Source organism: Pseudomonas lundensis (genome assembly GCF_015377145.2).
GTDB classification, from domain to species: Bacteria; Pseudomonadota; Gammaproteobacteria; order Pseudomonadales; family Pseudomonadaceae; genus Aquipseudomonas; species Aquipseudomonas lundensis.
The window spans coordinates 645,810-667,456 of record NZ_CP062158.2 but is presented as its reverse complement, the minus strand read 5'-3'; the positions used below and the strand labels follow the sequence as shown (position 1 = coordinate 667,456).

At 59.7% G+C, this 21,647-nt stretch carries 22 protein-coding genes and 1 pseudogene; 9 read left to right on the top strand and 14 right to left on the bottom strand.

Annotated features, from left to right (window positions below):
- Positions 1-39: 39 nt before the first annotated feature.
- From thiL to nrdR, 7 genes are all read right to left on the bottom strand, one after another.
- Positions 40-993 (bottom strand): thiamine-phosphate kinase, encoded by a 954-nt coding sequence (gene thiL, locus IF654_RS03485; protein ID WP_047279181.1) that lies wholly within the window; start codon positions 991-993, stop codon positions 40-42.
- Between the two features lie 15 nt (positions 994-1,008).
- Entirely contained in the window at positions 1,009-1,509 is a 501-nt protein-coding gene (gene nusB, locus IF654_RS03480) for a transcription antitermination factor NusB (protein WP_047277816.1), read from the bottom strand.
- Positions 1,506-1,982, bottom strand: coding sequence for a 6,7-dimethyl-8-ribityllumazine synthase (gene ribH, locus IF654_RS03475; protein WP_047277819.1), 477 nt, complete (start codon positions 1,980-1,982; stop codon positions 1,506-1,508). The genes nusB and ribH overlap by 4 nt, the downstream gene beginning before the upstream one ends.
- A gap of 92 nt (positions 1,983-2,074) precedes the next feature.
- Entirely contained in the window at positions 2,075-3,166 is a 1,092-nt protein-coding gene (gene ribBA / locus IF654_RS03470; protein ID WP_047279183.1) for a bifunctional 3,4-dihydroxy-2-butanone-4-phosphate synthase/GTP cyclohydrolase II, read from the bottom strand.
- A gap of 16 nt (positions 3,167-3,182) precedes the next feature.
- A complete protein-coding gene (locus IF654_RS03465) occupies positions 3,183-3,848 on the bottom strand; it encodes a riboflavin synthase (protein WP_047277823.1) in 666 nt (221 codons plus the stop codon).
- 46 nt (positions 3,849-3,894) lie between these two features.
- Positions 3,895-4,986 carry a bifunctional diaminohydroxyphosphoribosylaminopyrimidine deaminase/5-amino-6-(5-phosphoribosylamino)uracil reductase RibD gene (ribD, locus tag IF654_RS03460; RefSeq protein ID WP_194862884.1) on the bottom strand — a complete coding sequence of 364 codons (1,092 nt, stop codon included), beginning with the start codon at positions 4,984-4,986 and terminating at the stop codon, positions 3,895-3,897.
- A gap of 38 nt (positions 4,987-5,024) precedes the next feature.
- Positions 5,025-5,489, bottom strand: coding sequence for a transcriptional regulator NrdR (gene nrdR, locus IF654_RS03455; RefSeq protein WP_162199719.1), 465 nt, complete (start codon positions 5,487-5,489; stop codon positions 5,025-5,027).
- A 140-nt stretch (positions 5,490-5,629) separates the two neighbouring features.
- Here nrdR and IF654_RS03450 point away from each other — a divergent pair, with 140 nt between their 5' ends.
- Genes IF654_RS03450 through trxA form a run of 3 tightly spaced genes read left to right on the top strand, consistent with a single transcriptional unit; the run spans position 5,630 to position 7,672 of the window.
- The gene (locus IF654_RS03450) at positions 5,630-6,079 is read left to right on the top strand and encodes a YbaY family lipoprotein (protein ID WP_047277826.1); all 450 of its coding nucleotides are present in this window, start codon (positions 5,630-5,632) and stop codon (positions 6,077-6,079) included.
- Complete coding sequence (locus tag IF654_RS03445) at positions 6,076-6,765, top strand: class I SAM-dependent methyltransferase (protein WP_083334284.1); 690 nt, start codon at positions 6,076-6,078, stop codon at positions 6,763-6,765. The genes IF654_RS03450 and IF654_RS03445 overlap by 4 nt, the downstream gene beginning before the upstream one ends.
- A gap of 31 nt (positions 6,766-6,796) precedes the next feature.
- On the top strand, positions 6,797-7,672 hold the full coding sequence (gene trxA / locus IF654_RS03440) for a thioredoxin (RefSeq protein ID WP_047277830.1): 876 nt from the start codon (positions 6,797-6,799) through the stop codon (positions 7,670-7,672).
- A gap of 32 nt (positions 7,673-7,704) precedes the next feature.
- Here the strand turns inward: trxA and IF654_RS03435 are convergent, their stop codons facing one another.
- Positions 7,705-8,046, bottom strand: a complete 342-nt coding sequence (locus tag IF654_RS03435) for a hypothetical protein (RefSeq protein ID WP_047279189.1) — start codon at positions 8,044-8,046, stop codon at positions 7,705-7,707.
- A 135-nt stretch (positions 8,047-8,181) separates the two neighbouring features.
- On the opposite strand from IF654_RS03435, the gene IF654_RS03430 reads away from it, so the two are divergent.
- The 5 genes from IF654_RS03430 (at position 8,182) to IF654_RS03410 (ending at position 12,254) form a co-directional block, all read left to right on the top strand.
- The gene (locus IF654_RS03430) at positions 8,182-8,745 is read left to right on the top strand and encodes a DUF2796 domain-containing protein (protein ID WP_047281383.1); all 564 of its coding nucleotides are present in this window, start codon (positions 8,182-8,184) and stop codon (positions 8,743-8,745) included.
- Positions 8,746-8,833: 88 nt separating this feature from the next.
- Entirely contained in the window at positions 8,834-9,544 is a 711-nt protein-coding gene (locus IF654_RS03425; protein WP_083334285.1) for an ABC transporter ATP-binding protein, read from the top strand.
- Between the two features lies 1 nt (position 9,545).
- A complete protein-coding gene (locus IF654_RS03420; RefSeq protein WP_047279194.1) occupies positions 9,546-10,811 on the top strand; it encodes an ABC transporter permease in 1,266 nt (421 codons plus the stop codon).
- A gap of 23 nt (positions 10,812-10,834) precedes the next feature.
- Positions 10,835-11,350: a DUF3299 domain-containing protein gene (locus IF654_RS03415; protein WP_169838008.1), complete on the top strand. Its 516-nt coding sequence runs from the start codon at positions 10,835-10,837 to the stop codon at positions 11,348-11,350.
- Between the two features lie 205 nt (positions 11,351-11,555).
- Positions 11,556-12,254 carry an OmpW/AlkL family protein gene (locus tag IF654_RS03410; RefSeq protein ID WP_047277839.1) on the top strand — a complete coding sequence of 233 codons (699 nt, stop codon included), beginning with the start codon at positions 11,556-11,558 and terminating at the stop codon, positions 12,252-12,254.
- Positions 12,255-12,312: 58 nt separating this feature from the next.
- Here the strand turns inward: IF654_RS03410 and IF654_RS03405 are convergent, their stop codons facing one another.
- From IF654_RS03405 to IF654_RS03390, 4 genes and pseudogenes are all read right to left on the bottom strand, one after another.
- Positions 12,313-13,242: an NAD-dependent epimerase/dehydratase family protein gene (locus IF654_RS03405; protein ID WP_047277841.1), complete on the bottom strand. Its 930-nt coding sequence runs from the start codon at positions 13,240-13,242 to the stop codon at positions 12,313-12,315.
- A complete protein-coding gene (locus tag IF654_RS03400; RefSeq protein WP_162493711.1) occupies positions 13,235-14,119 on the bottom strand; it encodes a sugar nucleotide-binding protein in 885 nt (294 codons plus the stop codon). The genes IF654_RS03405 and IF654_RS03400 overlap by 8 nt, the downstream gene beginning before the upstream one ends.
- A 145-nt stretch (positions 14,120-14,264) precedes the next feature.
- A complete protein-coding gene (locus IF654_RS03395) occupies positions 14,265-16,379 on the bottom strand; it encodes a mechanosensitive ion channel family protein (protein ID WP_194862765.1) in 2,115 nt (704 codons plus the stop codon).
- A gap of 174 nt (positions 16,380-16,553) precedes the next feature.
- A pseudogene (locus IF654_RS03390) lies at positions 16,554-17,459 on the bottom strand (LysR family transcriptional regulator).
- Between the two features lie 109 nt (positions 17,460-17,568).
- Here IF654_RS03390 and IF654_RS03385 point away from each other — a divergent pair.
- Positions 17,569-18,759, top strand: coding sequence for an MFS transporter (locus IF654_RS03385; RefSeq protein ID WP_047283154.1), 1,191 nt, complete (start codon positions 17,569-17,571; stop codon positions 18,757-18,759).
- Between the two features lie 83 nt (positions 18,760-18,842).
- On the opposite strand, the gene IF654_RS03380 is transcribed toward IF654_RS03385, so the two are convergent.
- Together IF654_RS03380 and IF654_RS03375 are read right to left on the bottom strand one after the other, a co-directional pair.
- Entirely contained in the window at positions 18,843-20,096 is a 1,254-nt protein-coding gene (locus IF654_RS03380) for an OprD family porin (RefSeq protein WP_047277851.1), read from the bottom strand.
- A gap of 68 nt (positions 20,097-20,164) precedes the next feature.
- Positions 20,165-21,469, bottom strand: coding sequence for a CitMHS family transporter (locus tag IF654_RS03375; protein WP_047277853.1), 1,305 nt, complete (start codon positions 21,467-21,469; stop codon positions 20,165-20,167).
- Positions 21,470-21,647 lie beyond the last annotated feature (178 nt).

The window sequence follows — 21,647 nt, the reverse complement described above, 5'->3', positions numbered from 1 at the left end:
GGACACGCGGCATGGCGGCGGCAGTGACAGACGCTCGCCTTAAAAATGCTGATAGCCACGGGTTGTCGGGGTGATGTCCTGCCCGTGTGCATCCAGCACGCCAACGCCCTGCCCTTCAACCACCCGGCCGATCACATGCACCGGCCAGCCATCGGCCAGCAATGTGGGCAATTCAACAGCCGGTAGCGTAAACGCCAGCACATAGTCATCGCCGCCGCTTAACGCCGCTTGCTGTGCGGCCGCGTCGCCCAGAAACTCCTGCAGCGCCAGCGAGATGGGCAGGCGGTCGTGCTCAATCAGCAGCCGGACGCGCGACGCCTGCGCAATGTGCCCGCAGTCAGCCAGCAAACCGTCCGAGATATCCAGCGCCGAGGTCGCCTTGCCACGCAGCGCCTGGCCCAACGCCAGTTGCGGCTGCGGTGACCAGTAGTGTGCCAGCAGCGGCTCGGCGATAAAGGATTCGGCGCTGCGCTGGCCCAGCACCAGAGGCAAGGCCCCGGCGGCATTGCCCAGCTCACCGCCCACGCACAGCAGATCACCCGGCCGGGCGCCGCTGCGGGTCAGGGCCTGGCCCGCCGGGACGCGACCGAACACGGTCAACGTCAGGCACAACGGGCCACGGGTGGTGTCGCCACCGATCAGGCGCACGTTGCAGCGTTGCGCCATCTGGTTCAAACCCCGGGCAAACGCGTGCAGCCAATCCGCGGCAACCGACGGCAGGGTCAGGGCAAGGGTAAACGCGAGGGGAGTTGCGCCCATGGCCGCCAGATCACTGGCCGCCACCGCCAGCGAACGCTGACCGAGCAAAAAAGGGTCGCAGGGGTCTGCGAAATGCACGCCAGCCACCAGCGTGTCAGTGGAGATTGCCAGCTGTTCCCCGAAGGGAACCTCCAGCAGGGCGCAGTCGTCGCCAATGCCCAACGCAACGCCCTCGCCGCCCTGCGCACAAGGCGCGGCAGCGAAAACGGTGCGGATCAGCTCGAACTCGCCCATGGCCGACAGCGCTGTTTAGCGCTTGAACGCCTTGACTTCAGCTTCACGCAGGCGCGGTGCCAATTTGTCCAGTACGCCGTTGACGAACTTGTGCCCGTCAGTGGAACCGTACACTTTGGCCAGCTCGATGCCTTCGTTGATGACCACACGGTAAGGCACGTCCACACGCTTGATCAGCTCCCAGGTGGACAGGCGCAGGACGGCCAGTTCAACCGGGTCCAGCTCTTCGATGGTGATGTCCAGGCACGGGGCCAGGGCAGCATCGATATCGGCTTTGTGCGCAGGCACGCCGTGCAGGATTTCGCGGAAATAGGCGGCATCCACGTCGGTGAAGTCGTTATCAACGCGAAACTGCGCTTCGATCTCGTTCAGCGAGTGCTTGGCCATGTGCCACTGGTACAGCGCTTGGGTCGCGAGCTGACGTGCTTCACGACGTTTAGCGCTTTTGGAGGGCTTGCCAGCGTCCGCAGGTTTTGGATCGCGCGGGTTGAAACGATCGCTTTCGTCGGAAATCACTTGGCCTCCAACTGCGCCAACAGGCTGACCATTTCGAGGGCGGACAAGGCGGCTTCAGCGCCTTTGTTACCGGCTTTGGTGCCGGAACGCTCGATGGCTTGTTCGATGGAGTCAACGGTCAGCACGCCGAATGCAACCGGTACGCCGAACTGCATGGACACCTGAGCCAAACCTTTGGTGCACTCGCCGGCCACGTATTCGAAGTGCGGAGTACCGCCACGAATCACAGCGCCCAGGGCGACAATGGCCGCGAACTCATTGCGCTGGGCAACTTTTTGCGCAACCAGCGGGATTTCAAACGCGCCAGGCGCACGAATGATGGTGATGTCGTTTTCGTTCACACCGTGGCGAACCAGGGCATCAACGGCACCACTCACCAGGCTTTCGACGACGAAGCTGTTGAAACGGCCAACCACGAGTGCGTAGCGGCCTTTGGGGGCAATGAAGGTACCTTCGATGGTCTTCAGGGTCATTCGGTATGTCTCGTATTAAAGAGCCAGAACGCACTCGCGTGCGTTCTTTAATGAGTTTGGGCCACGAATTTCAGGCGGGAAACACCCGGTCTTTATTCGGAGGGCACGTATTCTACAACTTCCAGATCGAAACCGGATATGGCGTTGAACTTCATAGGTGAACTCATCAGGCGCATTTTGCGCACGCCGAGGTCACGCAGGATCTGCGAACCGGCCCCCACAATGCTGTAGGTCGTCGGTTTTTTGGCCGGCAAAGCGTCGGCTGTTTCGCGAATGTGCGCCAGCAACACGTCGCCATCCAGCGGGTGCCCCAACAGCAGCACCACACCGCTGCCAGCCTCTGCGACGGCGCTCATGGCAGCACGCAGGCTCCAGCGGCCGGGCTGTTTGACCATCAGCAGGTCACGCAGCGGGTCCATGTTATGCACCCGCACCAGCGTCGGTTCATCCGCGCAGATCTTGCCCAGGGTCAGTGCCATGTGCACGTCGCCTTCGACTGAATCACGATAGGTCACCAGGTTGAATTGGCCCAGTTCGCTGTCCAGCGGCTGCTCGGCTATCCGCTGAACGGTACGTTCGTGGATCATCCGGTAGTGGATCAGGTCGGCGATGGTGCCGATTTTGATGTTGTGTTCAGCCGCGAATTTTTCCAGCTCGGCGCGACGCGACATGGTGCCATCGTCGTTCATCACTTCGCAGATCACGCCGCTTGGCTCAAAACCGGCCATGCGCGCCAGGTCACAGGCCGCTTCGGTGTGACCGGCACGCGCCAGCGTGCCGCCAGCCTGTGCCATCAGCGGGAAGATATGCCCCGGGCTGACTATGTCTTCAGCCTTGGCGTCCTTGGCGGCGGCAGCTTGCACGGTGCGGGCGCGATCAGCGGCGGAGATGCCGGTGGTGACGCCGGTGGCGGCTTCGATGGAAACGGTGAACTTGGTGCCGAACCCCGAGCCGTTGCGCGGTGCCATCAACGGCAGCTTGAGCAGTTCGCAACGCTCGCGGGTCATCGGCATGCAAATCAGGCCACGGGCGAAACGCGCCATGAAGTTGATGTGCTCGGCCTTGCAGCACTCGGCGGCCATGATCAGGTCGCCTTCGTTCTCGCGGTCTTCGTCATCCATGAGGATGACCATCTTGCCTTGGCGGATGTCTTCAACCAGTTCTTCGATGCTGTTGAGCGCCACGCGGCACCCCCTTAAGTCAGGATTTGAGGTAGCCGTTGGCGGCCAGAAAACTTTCGCTGATGGTGCTGCCCTTGGTCGGCTCGGCGGCCTTGTCGCCCAGCAGCAAGCGCTCCAGATAACGCGCCAGCAGATCGACCTCAAGGTTCACCCGGCGGCCCGGACGGTAGTCGTCCATGATGGTTTCGCTCAGGGTGTGCGGGATGATGGTCAACGAGAATTCGGCGCCATTGACCGCGTTCACGGTCAGGCTGGTGCCGTCGACCGTGATCGAGCCTTTATGGGCGATGTACTTGGCCAGCTCTTTCGGCGCGCGGATGCGGAATTCGATGGCGCGGGCGTTCTCTTCGCGGGAGATCACCTCGCCGACGCCGTCCACGTGACCGCTCACCAGATGACCGCCCAGACGCGTGGTCGGCGTCAGGGCTTTTTCGAGGTTGACCCGGCTGCCCGATTTCAAGTCATTGAAAGCCGTGCAGTCCAGCGTCTCGCGACTGACGTCGGCCATAAAGCCGTTGCCCGGCAGCTCAACGGCTGTCAGGCAAACGCCGTTGATGGCAATGCTGTCACCGAGTTTAACGTCGCTCAGGTCGAGCTTGCCGGTCTCTACATAAACCCGTACATCGCCACCTTTTGGGGTCAGTGCACGGATGTTGCCGATGGATTCGATGATGCCGGTAAACATGGCGTTCCCCTTGAGAACCAAGCCTGCGTAAAACGGAGGCTGAGAATTATACGCTGGCTGATGGCACAGGTATGGCAGTGACTCGCCAGTCATCCCCAACTGCGCGCATATCAATGATCTTGAGCTCGGTTGCCTCGCTCATGCGGGTCAAGGGCAATTCCAGCAACGGACGTGCCGTTGAACCCAAAAACTTGGCCGCGATGAAAATCTGATATTCGTCCACCAGCCCTTGCTCGGCAAATGCGCCCGCCAGACGTGGACCGGCTTCAACCAAAACCTCGTTGACGCCCCGCGCCGCCAGCGCCACCAGCAATTGACGCAGATCGACCTGACCGTTCTCGCCAGGGATCACCAGGCACTCGGGCCCCGTGCGGTATTGCTCGGCAGGCGGTATGCAGGTGGCCACAAGCGCCGGGCCAGCCTTGAAAAACGGCGCATCGAGCGGCACGCGCAGGCGGCCATCGATCAACACGCGCAGCGGCGGGCGGCTCATGACCAGCGAGGTCTGCTCGGCATCCAGCCCCAGCTCGTCGGCACGTACGGTCAGGCGCGCACCGTCGGCCAGCACGGTGTCGGCACCCGTGATCACGACGCTGGCCTCGGCGCGTAGACGCTGCACGGCCGAACGCGCTGCGGGGCCGGTGATCCATTGGCTCTCGCCACTGGCCATCGCCGTGCGCCCGTCCAGGCTCATTGCCAATTTGACCCGCACAAACGGCAAGCCGTGTTCCATGCGCTTGAGAAACCCCTGGTTCAGGGCCCGCGCCTGGGTTTCAAGCACGCCGCAGCGCACGTCGATCCCGGCATCCGTCAAACGCTTGAGGCCACGCCCGGCGACTTCCGGGTTCGGGTCTTGCATGGCGGCCACCACGCGGGCGACCCCGGCCGTGACCAGCCCTTCGGCGCACGGCGGGGTGCGGCCATGGTGGCTGCACGGCTCAAGGGTGACATAGGCGGTCGCCCCGCGAGCCAGCTCGCCAGCGGCACGCAATGCGTGAACCTCGGCATGGGGTTCACCGGCCCGCACATGCCAGCCCTCGCCCACGACCTGACCGTCACGCACAATCACGCAGCCGACACGCGGGTTGGGATGGGTGGTATACAGGCCCTTTCGGGCCAGTTCGATGGCACGCGCCATGTAATGGGCGTCCAGTACGGATTGCTCAGTGGACACAATCACTCCTTTGAAGGCTCACGGGCAAGGCGGTCGATCTCTTCGCGGAACTCGTTGAGGTCCTGGAAGCGTCGATACACAGAAGCAAAACGGATGTAGGCCACTTCGTCGAGTTTTTGCAGCTCGGTCATGACCAGTTCACCGACCACCAGCGATTTGACTTCGCGTTCGCCGGTGGCGCGCAGCCTGCTTTTGATATGCGCCAGCGCCGCTTCAAGACGCTCGACACTGACCGGGCGTTTTTCCAGCGCACGCTGCATACCGGCGCGCAGTTTTTCTTCGTCGAACGGCTGACGGCTGCCGTCCTGCTTGATGAGGCGAGGTAAGACCAACTCAGCTGTTTCAAAGGTGGTGAAGCGTTCACCACAGGCCAGGCATTCGCGCCGGCGACGCACCTGATCGCCCTCGGCGACCAGACGCGAGTCGATGACTTTAGTGTCGTTGGCACCGCAGAAGGGACAGTGCATGGTGGCAGGCAACAAAAAATGGGGAGCGCCATGGTAGCGCATCCCACTGGCAAGACAAGCCATAGGCTTTACGGTATACAGTCCGCCTACTACGTTTTACACAATCCGATACGTCGACTGACCTGCCGCTGGAGCCCTCTATGTCGCTACGAACGCTTGTTTTGCTGTGCCTCGCCAGTGTGCTGGTCGCCTGTAGCAGCGAGCCGCCCAAGTCGGCGCAACCTCAAGTGCTGACCCAGCCTAAAACCGATGCGCCTGCCGATCTGGGGCCCTTGCCTGCCTATCAACGTGAACTGAGCGGCGTATTGACGGGCGCGCCCGCAGGCGCCGAAGTTGAATTGGCGATGTTGATCGTGGATGAACGCGGTCGCCCTCAAGGGCTGATGGCCAGCAGCAAGATTGTCGGCAACAACCAGCCACTGCCATTCAAGCTGCGCTTTAACCCGCAGGCATTTCCGGCCGGTGCACGGGTCGAACTGCGCGGGCGCGCCAGCCAGTCCGGGCAACTGATCCTGCACTTGCCGTCGCGCATCATCCAGCAGCCGACCACGCAAGCCTTGGGCACCCTGGCCTTTGTCAAAGCACCATGAACCCGCCGTTGGCCCTGCAACAGTCGCTGAGTGAACTGCTGGGGGATGCGCAACTGGTGGTCACCGACCTGCCCGACACGTCGCTCAAGCTGTGGCTGATCGACGCGCAGAACATGGACCGCGCCTTCACCCCGGACGAGACCCGGCGCATTTTGCATGAGCCGCCGTACTGGGCGTTTTGCTGGGCCAGCGGTTTGGCCCTGGCGCGCTACCTGGCCGAGCAGCCGCATTGGGTCCAAGGCAAGCGCGTGCTGGACTTCGGTGCTGGCTCAGGCGTGGCCGCGATTGCAGCAGCCAAGGCTGGCGCGCTGGAAGTGCTGGCGTGCGATCTCGACCCGCTGGCGCTGGCCGCCTGCCAGGCCAATGCCGCGCTCAATCACGTGCAGTTGGGCTACTCCGACGATTTCTTCGCCGAGGCAGATCGCTTTGATCTGATCCTGGTCGCTGATGTGCTGTACGACCGCGAAAACCTGCCCCTGCTTGACCAGTTCCTAACCCGCGGGCAGCAAACGCTGGTGGCCGATTCACGGGTGCGCGACTTCAGGCATCCACTGTACCGCCAGTTGGAAAGCCTCAAGGCGCTCACCTTGCCGGATCTGGCCGAGCCCCATGAGTTCCGTCACGTGAGCCTGTATCACGCGCAGCGCGGACACGCGACTTTCAGCGTGCCCGCGCAGCCTTTATAGTTGCCTTCATTTACCTGTTTCGAGACCCACAATGACTCAACCTACGACTGCATATAGCTTTGACGTGACGTCGGCAGACTTCGACAAACAGGTTGTTGAAGCCTCTTTTGAACAACCCGTCCTGGTGGATTTCTGGGCAGAGTGGTGCGCCCCGTGCAAGGTGATGCTGCCGATTCTGGAGCAGATAGCCGAGGACTATCAGGGCGAGCTGCTGCTGGCCAAGGTCAACTGCGATGTGGAACAGGACATCGTGGGCCGCATCGGCATCCGCACCCTGCCGACGGTGGTGTTGTTCAAGGACGGCAAGGTGGTTGATGGCTTTCAGGAGGCGCAACCCGAATCCGCGATTCGCGCCATGCTTAAGCCTCATGTCGAAATGCCCGCTCCGCCAGCTGAAGACCCGATGGTGCAAGCGCAGGCCCTGTTTGCCGAAAGCCGCTTTGCCGACGCAGAAGCGTTGCTCAAGCAGGTACTGACCGAAGACAACACTAATGCCAGGGCATTGATTCTGTATGGCCGTTGCCTGGCCGAGCGAGGTGAGCTGACTGAGGCCCAAGCCGTGCTGGACGCGGTCAAGAGCGACGAACATAAAGCCGAGCTGGCGGGCGCCAAGGCGCAGTTGACCTTCTTGAGCCAGGCCAAAGACCTGCCGGATGTGGCAGACCTCAAAACCCGTGTGGCGCAGAACCCGCAGGACGACGAAGCTGCCTACCAACTGGCCGTGCAGCAGTTGGCGCGCCAGCAATACGAAGGCGCACTGGAAGGTTTGCTGAAATTGTTTATCCGCAACCGCAGCTACAACGAAGGCATCACCCACAAAACCCTGCTGCAAGTGTTTGACCTGCTGGGCAACGATCACCCGCTGGTCACCACCTATCGCCGCAAACTGTTTGCCGCGCTGTACTGATCTCGCTGCGGCGACAACGCGCCCTCACCGGTTTATTCGACCCAGCTGTAAACCGGTGAGTCCGCGCCGCTCGCCACTTGCACTTGCGGGCTATGACGCAAGCGCACCAACAGCCGCTTGCCCGCTCCCGTGCTGCCGGTCAAGGCCTCTAATTGCGCCAGCAACTGCGGCCCGGTCATGTGTCCGGCCTTGCGCAGTAACGCCTTGGTCATCTCCCACACCGCGTCGTCCTGACTGACCGGCGTGCTGGCAACCGCCACGCTGGCGGGCGCCGCTGTTTTTAACGTCCCGCCCAACTGCGCCCACTCCGTTTCGTCCAGCTCAACCGTCAGATCGACGGGCCAATCGCCAATTGTTCCGCGAATCCGCACCATTGCAGGGCTCCTCAAGTTTCATGTGCACATGCTCCCATGCGTCTTGCGTAACGCCAAGCACACGGGCAAACTCTCGCAAATTCGTTATAAGATTACATAACAAAACATTCATCCCATTGTTGCTGGAGTTATGCTATGCGTCGTTTGCTGCTCGCTTTGCCGTTCGCTTTATTACCGCTGGCCGTGGCGCATGCGGCTCAAGCGCATGATCACGAACATGGCAGCCTTGCTCCCCATGAGCACGGCGTAGGCACCTTGAATGTGGCACTCGACGACAAAACACTGGAACTGGACCTCGACGGCCCGGCGATGAACCTGGTGGGGTTTGAACACGCGGCCACCACCGATGCCGACAAAGCCACCGTGGCGGCCGCCAAGGCTCGACTGGAAAACCCGCTGGCCCTGTTCAACCTGCCGCCAGCGGCAAAGTGTGTGGTTGAGGCGCAGGAGCTGAGCAGCCCGTTGTTCGATCCGGCTCCCGAAGAAGGCGCCAGCAATGCCAAGGCCGAGCATCACCACAGCGACATCGAAGCTCACTACGCGTTTACCTGTGCCGATACGGCCTCGTTAAAAACCCTCGACCTCAGCAGGTTTTTCAAGACATTCCCCGGCACCCACTCATTCAAGGTACAACTGATCGGCCCGAACGGTCAGCAAGCGGTTAACGTGTCAGCGAAAGCCCCGACGCTGACGTTCTAACCACGGCCAGTGGCTGGCGCCGCCCTTTACGCAGACGGCGCCACTGACATCCTCGTTTTCCCGACATTGCAGGCGACCCTGATTTCCCATGACCCAAGCACTCATCGAACTGAGCGACCTGCGTTTTAGTTGGCCGGGCCATCCCGTGCTGCTGGACATCCCCCACTTCAGCCTGCAGGCCGGCGAAACCCTGTTTCTCAAAGGGCCCAGTGGCAGCGGTAAAACCACCCTGCTGGGCTTGCTCGGGGGGGTGCAAAAGGCGGACTGCGGGTCGATCCGCCTGCTGGGCCAGGAGTTGAGTGAGTTGGGCTCCGGTGCGCGCGACCGTTTTCGCGTCGACCACACGGGGTACATCTTCCAGCAATTTAACTTGCTGCCTTTTTTGTCCGTGCGTGAAAACGTCGAGCTGCCTTGCCATTTTTCCAAACGGCGGGCCAGCCGCGCCGCTCAACGTCATGGCAGTGTCGACACAGCCGCGCGCACCTTGCTCGCGCACTTGGGCCTTAAAGACCCTGCTTTGCTGGAGCGACGGGCCGACTCGTTGTCCATCGGCCAGCAACAACGGGTCGCGGCGGCCCGCGCCCTGATCGGCCAACCGGCGCTGGTGATCGCTGACGAGCCCACCTCGGCCCTGGACGCCGACGCACGCGAAGCCTTCATCAAATTATTGTTCGCCGAATGCCGCGAAGCAGGCGCCAGCCTGTTATTCGTCAGCCACGATCAAAGCCTGGCCCCGCTGTTTGACCGCAACTTGTCGTTGTCTGAACTCAATCGTGCCGCCACTCCGGCAGAGGTCTGAGATGTATTTGTTCCGTCTTGCGCTGGCCAGCCTGGCCAACCGCCGCTTCACCGCGCTGCTGACCGCGTTCGCGATTGCCTTGTCCGTGTGTTTGTTGCTGGCCGTGGAGCGGGTGCGTACCGAGGCCCGCGCCAGCTTTGCCAGCACCATCAGCGGCACTGACCTGATCGTCGGCGCCCGTTCGGGTTCGGTGAATTTGCTGCTGTATTCGGTGTTTCGTATCGGCAATGCCACCAATAACATTCGCTGGGACAGCTTTGAGCACTTCGCCACGAACCCCAAGGTGAAATGGGCGATCCCCATGTCCCTGGGTGATTCCCATCGCGGCTACCGGGTGATGGGCACCAGCGAAGCCTATTTCGAGCACTATCAGTATGGTCATCGGCAAAACCTGCAGTTGGCCGATGGCCGCGCCTTTGCTAGCGACCCATTTGAAGTGGTGCTAGGCGCCGAGGTCGCACAGGCGCTGCACTACAAACTGGGGGACAAACTGGTGCTGGCCCACGGCGTAGCCGCCGTGAGTCTGGTCAAGCACGACGACAAACCCTTCACCGTGGTCGGCATTCTCAAGCGTACGGGCACGCCCGTGGACCGCACGCTGCACATCAGCCTGGGCGGCATGGAGGCCATTCACATCGACTGGCACAACGGCGTGCCAGCGCGCGGCGCAGGCCGTGTGACAGCCGATCAGGCCCGCAACATGGACCTCACACCCCAAGCCATTACCGCGTTCATGCTGGGGCTGAACAGCAAGATTTCGACCTTCGCCTTGCAACGTGAAATCAACGACTTCCGGGGCGAACCGATGATGGCCATTTTGCCCGGCGTCGCCTTGCAGGAACTGTGGAGCTTGATGAGCACCGCTGAAAAAGCCTTGTTTGTGGTCTCGCTGTTTGTGGTGCTGACCGGTTTGATCGGCATGCTGACGGCGATTTTGACCAGCCTCAATGAGCGACGGCGCGAAATGGCGATCCTGCGATCAGTCGGCGCCCGGCCGTGGCACATCGCTACTTTGCTGGTGTTCGAAGCGTTGGCATTGGCGCTGATCGGTGTAGTGGCGGGGGTTGCCCTGTTGTATGTGGGTATCGCGCTGGCACAAGGTTATGTGCAATCGAACTACGGCCTGTACTTGCCGCTGGCCTGGCCCAGTGAATATGAATGGACGCTGCTGGCAGGTATTCTGGCCGCCGCCCTGTTGATGGGCTGCGTGCCCGCCTGGCGCGCTTACCGCCAATCGCTGGCCGATGGCCTTTCCATTCGCTTATGAGCCTGTGTATGAAAATGTCCGTCTTGCCACGCGCACTGCTGGCCCTGTTACTGATGGTTTCAACCCCTGTATGGGCTGCCGAACCCAAGGAGTTGACGTGGTCGGAGATGATTCCGCCGGACGCCGCGCCCGAAGTGCCGGACACGGCGCCGATGCACGACCTGTCACAGTTGGGCAATCTTGACCCCGAGGCGGCCCCCGCTGCGCAGCAGAGCATGCCCAATGCGCCGGTTGTGCCTGCGCTGGACGGGCAAAACATTCGCTTGCCGGGCTACATCGTGCCCCTTGAAGTCAATGAGGAAGGCCGTACCACGGAGTTTTTGCTGGTGCCGTATTTCGGCGCCTGCATCCATGTCCCGCCACCGCCCTCGAACCAGATCGTGCACGTGACCAGTCACGTCGGGGTCAAACTGGACGAGCTGTACCAGCCGTACTGGATCGAAGGCGCATTGCAGGTCAAGCCAAGCAGCAGTGAGCTGGCCGATGCGGGGTATCAGATGGACGCGCAGAAGATCTACGTTTACGAGTTACCGGAGTAACCGCCGGGGGCCACGCTGCCCCGGCGTCGGAGCCGCCTGATGGCAGGCCACGACCGCGAGTAAAGAGTCCGTGTTTGCGGGTTAGTTCACGAAATTTTCACAATTTTTCAGCGCATCGTCGTTTCATTGAGCTGGGTCAACAGAGTGGCTCGGAGCGCTCATTACCATTGGTTATATAAATTTTAAATATCCAATTGGAGCTCCCATGCACAAGTCTTTGCTCAGCGCAGCGGCACTTGCCCTTGCCGTCGTTGCCCCGCTTGCCCACGCGCACACTGAAGGCGACATTATCGTCCGTGCCGGTGCCATCACGGTTAACCCGAAAGCCGACAGCTCCAGCGTAAAAGTGGACCAGGGTCCGCTGGCGGGTGCTGATCTGGGCGGCAAGGCAACCATGAGCAGCGACACCCAATTGGGTCTCAACTTTGCCTACATGGTCACCAACAACATCGGTATCGAGTTGCTGGCCGCCACTCCGTTCGAACACGACGTGAAAATCAAAGGCACCGGCCTTGATGCCGCCAACGGCAAACTGGGTTCCCTCAAGCACTTGCCGCCAACCCTGAGCGTTGTGTACTACCCGCTGGACTCCAAGTCCGCGTTCCAACCGTACGTGGGTGCCGGTATCAACTACACCTGGATTTACGACGAGCACGTGGGCAGCCGCGCCAACGCTGCGGGCTTCGATAACTTCAAAGCGAAAAACTCGTGGGGCATGGCCTGGCAGATCGGTGCTGACTACATGCTGACCGACAACATCATGATCAACGCCCAGGCGCGCTACATCGACATTGATACCCGCGCGACCGTGGAAAACAACAGCGTTGCGCCAGGCACCCGCGCCAAGGTCAACGTTGACGTCGATCCATGGGTTTACATGGTTGGCTTGGGTTACAAGTTCTAAGCAATAGCCGAACCTAAAAAGGCGCCTTTCGAGGCGCCTTTTTCATGTGCAGCGTTTATTAGCGACCCAACAAACGCGCCAAGCCTTCACTCATGGGCGTGGTCTGGCCCAGTGTGAAACGGTCTAACAGGCGGCTGTTATCGGCACGCGAATGCCGAATGTCACCTGAGCGCGCCGGGCCATAGCTGATCGGTGGCAACTCACCGACCACTTCACTTAGGGCAGCCAGCATTTGCTTGAGGGTCGTGGCTTGGTTCAGGCCCACGTTGACCGCGCCTTCTTCCACGTGTTCGGCTTCGACTGCCTGCACCAGAATCTTCACCAAATCGCCCACATACACGAAGTCGCGGGTTTGTTCGCCATCGCCAAAGATAGTGATGGGCAGGCCTTTTTCAGCGCGCTCACTGAAAATGCTGATCACGCCCGAGTACGGCGAGGACGGGTCCTGACGCGGCCCGAAAATGTTGAAGAAGCGGAAAATCACGGGCTCCAGATCGTGCTGGCGGCGGTAGAAGTCCAGGTAGTATTCGCTCGACAGTTTGTCCGAGGCATACGGGGTGAGCGGCGCTTTGGCGGTGTCTTCGACAATCGACTCACCTTCGCCGTTGTTGCCGTAGACCGCTGCGCTGGAGGCAAAGACCACGCGCTTGACGCCCGCTTCGCGCATGGCTTCGCAGACGTTCAAGGTGCCGACAAAATTGCTCTGGTGGGTGCGTACGGGGTCATCCACCGAGGCCTGCACCGACGCCACTGCCGCCAGGTGCACCACGGCACTGCAGCCGGCCATGGTTGAGGCGACGAGCGCGGCATCGGCCACATCCCCTTCGATCAGTTCGACCTTGGGATTATCCAGCGGCAGGTTGCTGCGCTTACCGGTGGACAGGTCATCCAGGATGCGCACTGCGTAGCCCTTAGCCAGCAATGCATCGACCAGATTGGAACCAATAAACCCGGCACCGCCGGTTACGAGAATGGGGGCATCAGCCATGACGATAAAACCTGTCCAGTAGGATCGGGAGGCCAGCGCGCCAGGCGCGGGGCTTGATCCCGAAGGTGTGTAGAATTTTTTTGCACGCCAGCACCGCATGCTGCGGTTCTTCAGCGGCATCGGGGCGTGCGGCGTGCGCTTGGGGGGTCGGGGCTTCGATGGCCAGCGGGTGCAGGTTGCGCGCCTCGGTCAGGATGGCCTGGCCCAGCGCCAGCGGCGTGGTGGCCTCGTGCCCTGCATAGTGGTAGGTGCCCCACAGCGGCGCCGCGCAATCGAGTTGTTTGAGCACCGAAATGATCACCCGGGCCGCATCATCGACCGGCGTAGGGTTACCGCGACGGTCATCGGCCATCAGCAACTCGCCCGGTTTTTCAGCCTGTGCCAAAAAGCGTCCCAACGTGCCGTCCGGGCTGTCATCGAGCAGCCAGCCAAAACGCAGCAACACGTGTTGCGGGCAAATGGCACGCACGGTTTGTTCGATCCGCCACAAGGCCTGCCCGCGCAAACCCAGCGGCACAGGTTCATCTTTCTCGCTGTAGGCCGTGGCTCGGGAGCCATCGAAGACGCGGTAACTGGAAGGCTGGATCAGCGTGATGCTGTGGTGCTGGCACAGTTCGGCCAGGCGCTCGACAGCTCGTTCCTGGGCAGCCAGGCGAGCCTCGCTGACAGACTGCGCCTGAAACCAGTCGAAGTAGTACGCAAGGTTGATGACGGCGTCCGGTCGGGTGTCATCGAGCAGTAGGGTCAGACTCGCAGCATCCCAGCCGTCTTGCGGCGGACGCGGGGCCAGGAAGTTGATGTCTTCCTCGGCACCCAGACGAATCAGCGCCTGCCCGAGAGCATTTCCGCCGCCCAATAACATAAGGCGCATTCGCATAGAGTGTGCAGGCTCAGTCTATTCAGAACGGTGATGTATACCAGAAAACCAACCATACAAGCCGTTGGCCATGATCAAGACCCCCGCATTTTGCGGGTTTCTGTGCGTGTCGTCACTGACAAACTGCATCAGTTTCCTACACCGATTATTGCGATGACGGTGGTGCATCGGTCAGTACCAGCGTGGATCGATGGGCCGCCGCCTCCGCTGGCTGTGGCGGCGTGAACCCGCTGATTGGCGCCAGCAACGCCTGTGGATAGGTTTGGGCGAAGTGAACGTCTTCTGACTTATCCACAAGCTTTTTCAAGCGATCGTTGAATGCCCGTGTGATCGTGCTCTGCGCACCGGACATGGTTCGAAATTGCGCGGTAACCGTTACGCCATCGAGGTTCATGCTGTCCACCCCGAACACCGTCAACGAACCTTGCAAGCTCAGGCTCAGCAGCGGGTCATCGCTGATCTGGCGCCCGGCTTCGCGAATAAGATCAGTGGCTTTGTCGATGTCCGTGGCATAGGTGAACTGCACGGAAAAGAACGCATAGGCGAACTGACGGGAATGGTTGACCACGGCCTTGATCTGGCCGAACGGCACCGAGTGGACGAAGCCGCGACTGTCGCGCAGGCGCAGGGTGCGGATTGTCAGGCCTTCGACGGTACCCGCGTGATTGGCGTCCACCACCACCCAGTCACCCACCGAAATGGTGTCTTCAATAATGATGAACAACCCGGTGATGACATCCTGAACCAATTGCTGTGAGCCAAAACCGATCGCCAGACCGATCACCCCGGCCCCGGCCAGAAACGGCGCAACGTTCACGCCCAGATTGGCCATGGTGGTGATGGTGCACACCACCACCAGAATCACTTTGATGGCATTGCGCAGCAACGGCAGGATGGTTTTGATCCGGGTACTCGGTTCTCGCGTGCCACGCCGGTTGGTAGTGGGTTGCAAGGCTTGTTGAATCGAGGTGTCCAGCACCACCCACGTCAGCCAGGTCACCAACAGGATCAAGAGGATATGCCCGAGGGAATCGCTGATGACCTTGCCGGTGCTGCTATCGGACGCAAACGCCAGCAGCGAAAAGCCCCAGATTTGCGCCAGCAGTTCTATAAACGTAACGGCCAGCGCTATGCGCAACAGCGCGTACACCACCGTCATCAAACGCTCTCTGTAAGCGCCGTTGCGGTTGGCGTGGGTGCTGAACCAGTGATGCAGGATTGTGCTCAGGAACACGGTGCCGATTAACAGCCCGGAGGTCAGTAACGCGTTGCGTAACGCCCGTTCACTGCCCTCACCCACGCCAATCAGATTCAGCATCGAGACCAGCAGCATCAGCAGGATTGGCCAGTACCAGAGCGCGGAGAAAATGCGCAGCGACTCTTGCAGCGCCGGTTGTCCCAGGCGCTGGGCCAGTGCGCGGTTACGAATCAGGTGCGCCACCGGACGCCGCAACTTGATGGCCAAAAAAGCGAACACACTGCACGCGATCAGGCCGGTCAGTACCGACAGGCAACTGGCGATGTTGCCGCCCAATTGGCGAGCGATTTGCGGGCTGTTCATGGCATCGCTGAACGCTGCAAAAAAACCGATGATGAACAAAGGCCGCAGCGAATAGCGACGAATAATCTCCACTGCCCGTCGCTTGTGGCCGACATAAAACATCGAACTCAGCGACAACACCAACGCCGTGCAAAATACGCCAGCGCTGCTGGCATAGGAAAGACTCAGCGCCAGCGAGCGGCCCATGGAATCATGCAGAAAACGACTCGCGTAGAGGGTCAACGGCAAGGCGATCAAGGCCGGGGCTAAATACGAAGCGCAGTACTGCGTCAACGTCTGCAAGCGCGGGCGATTTCGCAGGGGGCGGGTTGTGCTCGCATACCGCGCCACCAGACGGCCGCCGAACCACGCAGCGGCAAAAATGCCGATCCATACCACGGATAACCACACGAAATCGGCGACACCACTCCAGGAAGGATGAGTCGCAGCCTGCTCCACCAAAACGCCGACTTCATCGGCGGCCTGCTCGGAGCGCAGTCGCCAGCTGTCCAGTAAGTGCATGCTCAGACCGAGCTGACCTTGCATCTCGTCCATGCCGGCACCCAGCGCGCCCAGCAAGCCACCGTCTACCAAAACCGGCGGCTTGCCGTCGGTTTCCTCAGCTTTGATGACGGATGACAGCGTGGGCGCAGCCTGCAAGATTCCATTGCCTGTCAGCAACAGGATAAGCAGCAGAAAAACCGTTTTGAAATGGGACAAAACCGGGGTGACCTCCTGGGCGTCTGTAGTCAACTGATCGATAGAGCTGAGCGAAGTTCGATTTCAGTCGCCTCGCTGTTTTCTGGTTACAGCGTAGTCAATCACTAGGAAGACTTCGCACCTTCGCCAGAAAACCTTCTTACAGAGCACTCAGACAAACCTTTCGAGGTACTTTTAGGCCGTCAACGCGGTACCTAAGGCCTCCAGCACGACGCTGACCCTGGCCTGGGATTGGCGACGCTTGAGCCACAGCAAGTGGATGGGCGATCCGTCCGTCGCCAGATGCGCCAGCACTTGCACCAGTTTTCCCTGGTCCAGCGACGCTTGCACCAGCCAGGTCGGCAACTGGGCAATGCCGTGCCCGGCCAGCACCGCAGCGGCCTGCCCTTCGCCGTCACCTATCGCGATGTGCGCCGGCAATAACCGCCGCTCCCGCCCTCCGTGCGGCCCGGCGAACCACCACGGGTTAACGCTCCCGTCCGCGCGGCCATACATCACGCAATGGTGGTGCTCCAAATCCTGTTCCGTCCGGGGTACACCGTGCCGGTGCAAATAGTCGGGCGAGGCGCAAAACACCAGGCGCTCGGCCCCCAGATAACGTCGACCCAACGCCTATGACAGCAGATCCGGCCCACCTATGCGCACGACAATGTCGATGTCTTCTTCGACCGGGTCCACATAACGGTCCGAGAACGAGATATGCGGCTGCAACAAACCATGCTCGCGCGCGCAAGCCAAAATAGCCCCCAACGCATGCAGGCGACCGTAGGCAGCAGGCAGGTCAATGCGCACCTGCCCGACGGGCTCGGTACTGTGCGCGTGCAGCGACAACTCAGCCTCTTCCAGCTCACCCAGCACGTTGGTACAGGTTCGGTAAAACCTCACCCCCGCCTCCGTCAGTGACAACGTGCGGGTGGTTCGATTGAACAGTCGGGTATCCAGCCGCGCTTCCAGCCGGGCGATGGCTTTGCTGATGGCCGAGCGCGTGAGGTTTAAACGCTCAGCGGCACCGGTAAAACTGCCGGTTTGTGCAACAGACACAAAAACATCCAGCCCTTTCAACCGCTCTGAAGAAAACATCGCGCCTCGCCATTAGGGAATTCAATTCATCGGACTGCGTAGTTTATAGCCGCAATCAGAATTTACTTCTCCAATAAGCTGACTCCCTGTTTTTTTTGAGCTTCTGACCATGCCCTCTACCTCTCAGGCCCCATCCACGGCCGCAGCCACAACGCATTCACACACGGCAGTTCAAATCGCCATCATGGCCATTGCCGCCTTTGTGATTGTGACCACTGAGTTTCTGATCATCGGCCTCTTACCTGCGCTGGCACGCGACTTGAATGTCTCGGTGACGCTCGCTGGCCAGTTGGTGACGTTATTTGCTTTCACGGTGATGCTGTTCGGCCCGATCCTGACGGCACGGCTGGCGCACATTGATCGCAGGAAGTTGTTCACTTGTATTTTGCTGGTGTTCGCTGCGTCGAATGCGCTGGCAGCGATGTCCGCCAACATCTGGATTTTGGCGATTGCACGGTTTATTCCCGCACTGCTTTTACCGGTTTTCTGGGGCACGGCGAGCGAAACAGCCGGACAACTGGCCGGGCCGGCGAATGCCGGGAAAGCGGTGGCCAACGTGTACATGGGTATTTCAGCGGCACTGGTTTTCGGTATCCCGCTGGGCACGCTGGCGGCGGACGCCATTGGCTGGCGTGGCACCTTCTGGATGCTGGCCGCGCTGTGCCTGTTAATCGCCGCACTGATGCGCAGCTCTATGCCGACCTTACCCGCCGCGCCCCAGCGCAAACAGGGTGAAAAACAAACGCTGATCTTCAAGGACCCGCGCTTTATCGCCCATGTCGCGCTGTCTGTCCTGACCTTCACGGCCATGTTCACGGCCTACACCTACCTCGCAGATACCCTCGAAAGCCTCGCGGGCATCTCGCCCGGTCATGTGGGTTGGTGGCTGATGGGCTTTGGGGCCGTCGGCATGCTCGGCAATCACATCGGCGGGCGCCTGGTCGATCGCAGCCCATTGGGTTCGAGTGTGGTATTTCTCGCGTTACTCGCTGCCGGCATGCTGGCCGCCACGCCACTGGCGACACAGCACACAGGCTTGATGGTCGCGTTGGCTGTGTGGGGCATTGCGTATACGGCACTGTTCCCCATTTGCCAGGTCCGGGTCATGCGAGCAGGCGCCCAGGCTCAGGCATTGGCCGCGACGATGAATATTTCGGCCGCTAACGCGGGTATCGGGTTAGGTGCGATCTTCGGCGGCCTGGGGATTCGCCACTATGGGCTGGAGTCTTTGGGGGTTATTTCAACGGCTATTGCTGGCGTAGCCATTGTGCTTGCTGTGCTGTTGATGCGTCGTCGGTAGTGCGATTAACACGCTCCCCCCTGAACGGCGGTGAGCGTGTTCACAACTGACGTGTCTTGCCTGACCTGAGCGAGCCCTCGGGCTTACCACAGCGCGATATCGTAAGTCAGGTAAAGACGATTACTGTCCCTGCCCCGCGCCCCATCGGAGCGGTAAACATAATTACGCATTTTTAAGCCCACGCCTTTAAGCGCCCCGCTTTGCACAACATAAGCCAGCTCTGCGTCGCGCTCATGTTCGTGCAATTGCGCGGACCCAGTCTTGCCATTTCTCCCACTCAAGTAGCGGCCAGATAGCGTCAAGCCAGGTAAACCCACCCTTGAAAAGTCATAGCCGTAACTGAGCATCCAGGTCTTTTCGTCTTCATGAATGAACTTGCCTATTCCGGCGTTGCTAAAGGAGTACACGCTCGCACCCGTGATGTACGGTAAACCGGCTTGGCCATTGAGCACTTGATAACCGGCGCCGACCCGGTGGCCTGCGATCGAATAGCTCAGCAGGCCACTGAGCAAGGTATTGTCAATTGCACCGGCCTTCTGCATTCCGGCGTCAACACTACGAAAATAACGAACATCGGTCGTTAACAGGCCTGTTCCCCATTGCTGATCGTGCTGTACCGAAGCGAAATGCTGTCTGTAAAAGTTGTCCAGCTGCGCGTAGAAATACCCTAACCGGGTACGTTCACCCAGTGTGTATTCGCCGCCTATAAATGAGAAGGGCGCCCCTTGTCCCGTAAAACCGTTGGGTGTTATCGAGCGGCTATCCGAGGAGTCCCTTAACTTGAATTGATTCAGGCGCCCGCCCGAAAGTGTCAAGTTATCGATGTCGGTACTGGTGAACAGTGTTCCCTGATAAGTCTGAGGTAAAAGGCGCGCATCGTTGTAGATCAAGACCGGCGTTTTGGGCAATACAGATCCGTGTTGAACGGTGGTGTGTGCAAACCGGACTTTACCGGCGATGCCCAGACTGGCGAACTCATCGGCGGCTTGTCCATCTGAGCCTACAGCAAGCAAACCAGTGCCACTGCGCCCTTTGCCAGAGTCCAGCTTAAAGCCTGTCAGCCCCATTGCATCTACACCAAAACCAACCGTGCCCGGTGTAAACCCGGACTTGAAGTCCAGTAGAAAACCTTGAGCCCACTCTGTTCGCTCACTCTTCGCGTTTTTAGCCGCGCGGGGGCTCAGTCCGTTCTCATCCCGAAAATTCTCATTGAAGTAAACGTTTCGCAACTGAAGTTTCAAATGACTGCCGTCAATAAACTCCGTCGCGTTGGAATTGATGAACGGTGAAGCACTCAGGGACGTAACAAGGACACCCCGCAGTAGAAGTTCTTTCATGACACGACTCTTTTTATTATTGGAACTGCATGGGCCTGTCACCCGAAGCAGGTGTTATGCAAAAAACATCAGATCCACAGTGTCAAAGCCCCTGTTAATAGCGCGATGGCGGTCACCACGAGCGAGGTGAGCACCGCCCACTTGCAAGCCGCTTTCTGAAAATCCCCGATATTGCAGTCGATCATGCCCATCAGCAGTAACGTAGAGGCGACCAGAGGGCTCATCAAATGAACGGGCTGCCCTAAAATAGAGGCCCGTGCAATTTCCAGGGGGCTAATGCCGTAGATAGCTGCCGCATTGGCAAGGATGGGGACAACGCCGAAGTAATACGCGTCATTGGACAGTACAAAGGTCAGTGGCATGCTGGTGAGGGCCACAATAAGAGGAAACAGATGGCCCCAGTCTGGCGGGATCCACTCCACTAATGTGTGTGCCAGGGCATCTACCATCTTGGTGCCTGAGAATATCCCTGCAAAGATGCCGGCACCAAATACCAGTACCACCACGGTCATGGCATTGCCGGAATGGGCGAGCAGGCGCTCTTTTTGTATGTCCAGTTGTGGGTAATTGATCATCAATGCGCACACAAACCCGATCAAAAACAAGATCGCGGAGTGCATCAATCCCATGACCAAAGCTGTCATCACCGCGATAACCAGCATCAAGTTGATGTAGGCCAGCCGGGGGCGCTTATGCGGGGTATCGTTCAGAATGGCTTTGATGTAGCAATCGCTGCCACCGCTGGACAAAAGCACATTGCCAATACGTTTGCGCTCTCTGCGTCCCAATAGAAAGGCGGTGAAAACAACCCAGAGCGCACCACCGATCATGGTGGGCAATAACGGGATGAAGTACTCCCCGGCATCCAGCCCCAGCGCCGCTATGGCTCGCGTGGCCGGCCCGCCCCACGGGGTCATACCGCTCATGATGCTCAGTGACAACATTGCAATGATGCCCAGGATCATCGGGTTCATGCCAATACGCTTGTATAAGGGCAACATTGCAGCGCAGGTGATCATGTACGTGGTCGTGCCGTCCCCATCCAGCGCAACGGTCAATGACAACAGTGCAGTACCTATAGCAATCTTCATCGGGTCCCCATTAACCCGCTTCAGGATTTTGCGGATCAACGGATCGAACAGGCCCGCATCAATCATCAAGCCAAAGAAAAGAATGGCAAATAACAACAATGCTGCCGAAGGCGCGACCATTTTCAGCCCATCCAACATCATTTTTCCGGTTGTACCGCCGAACCCCCCGATCAGCGCAAATGCAATCGGTACAAGTGTCAAGGCAACTATCGGTGAAAGGCGCTTGGTCATGATCAGCAACGTGAACACGACCACCATGGCCAACCCCAGTAAGGCGAGCATAGATTATTCTCTTATTGTTATAGATGAAGTAATCGACAACCACGTATTAAGCGGCATTTAACCGTTACAGAGACTCGGTACAACTTACATCCCTACAATGAACCTTATAGGTACTGCGCAGCGGTACATAATTACAGCACACGTCAAAAAGCGAATTAATAACTTTCATGCCATCACC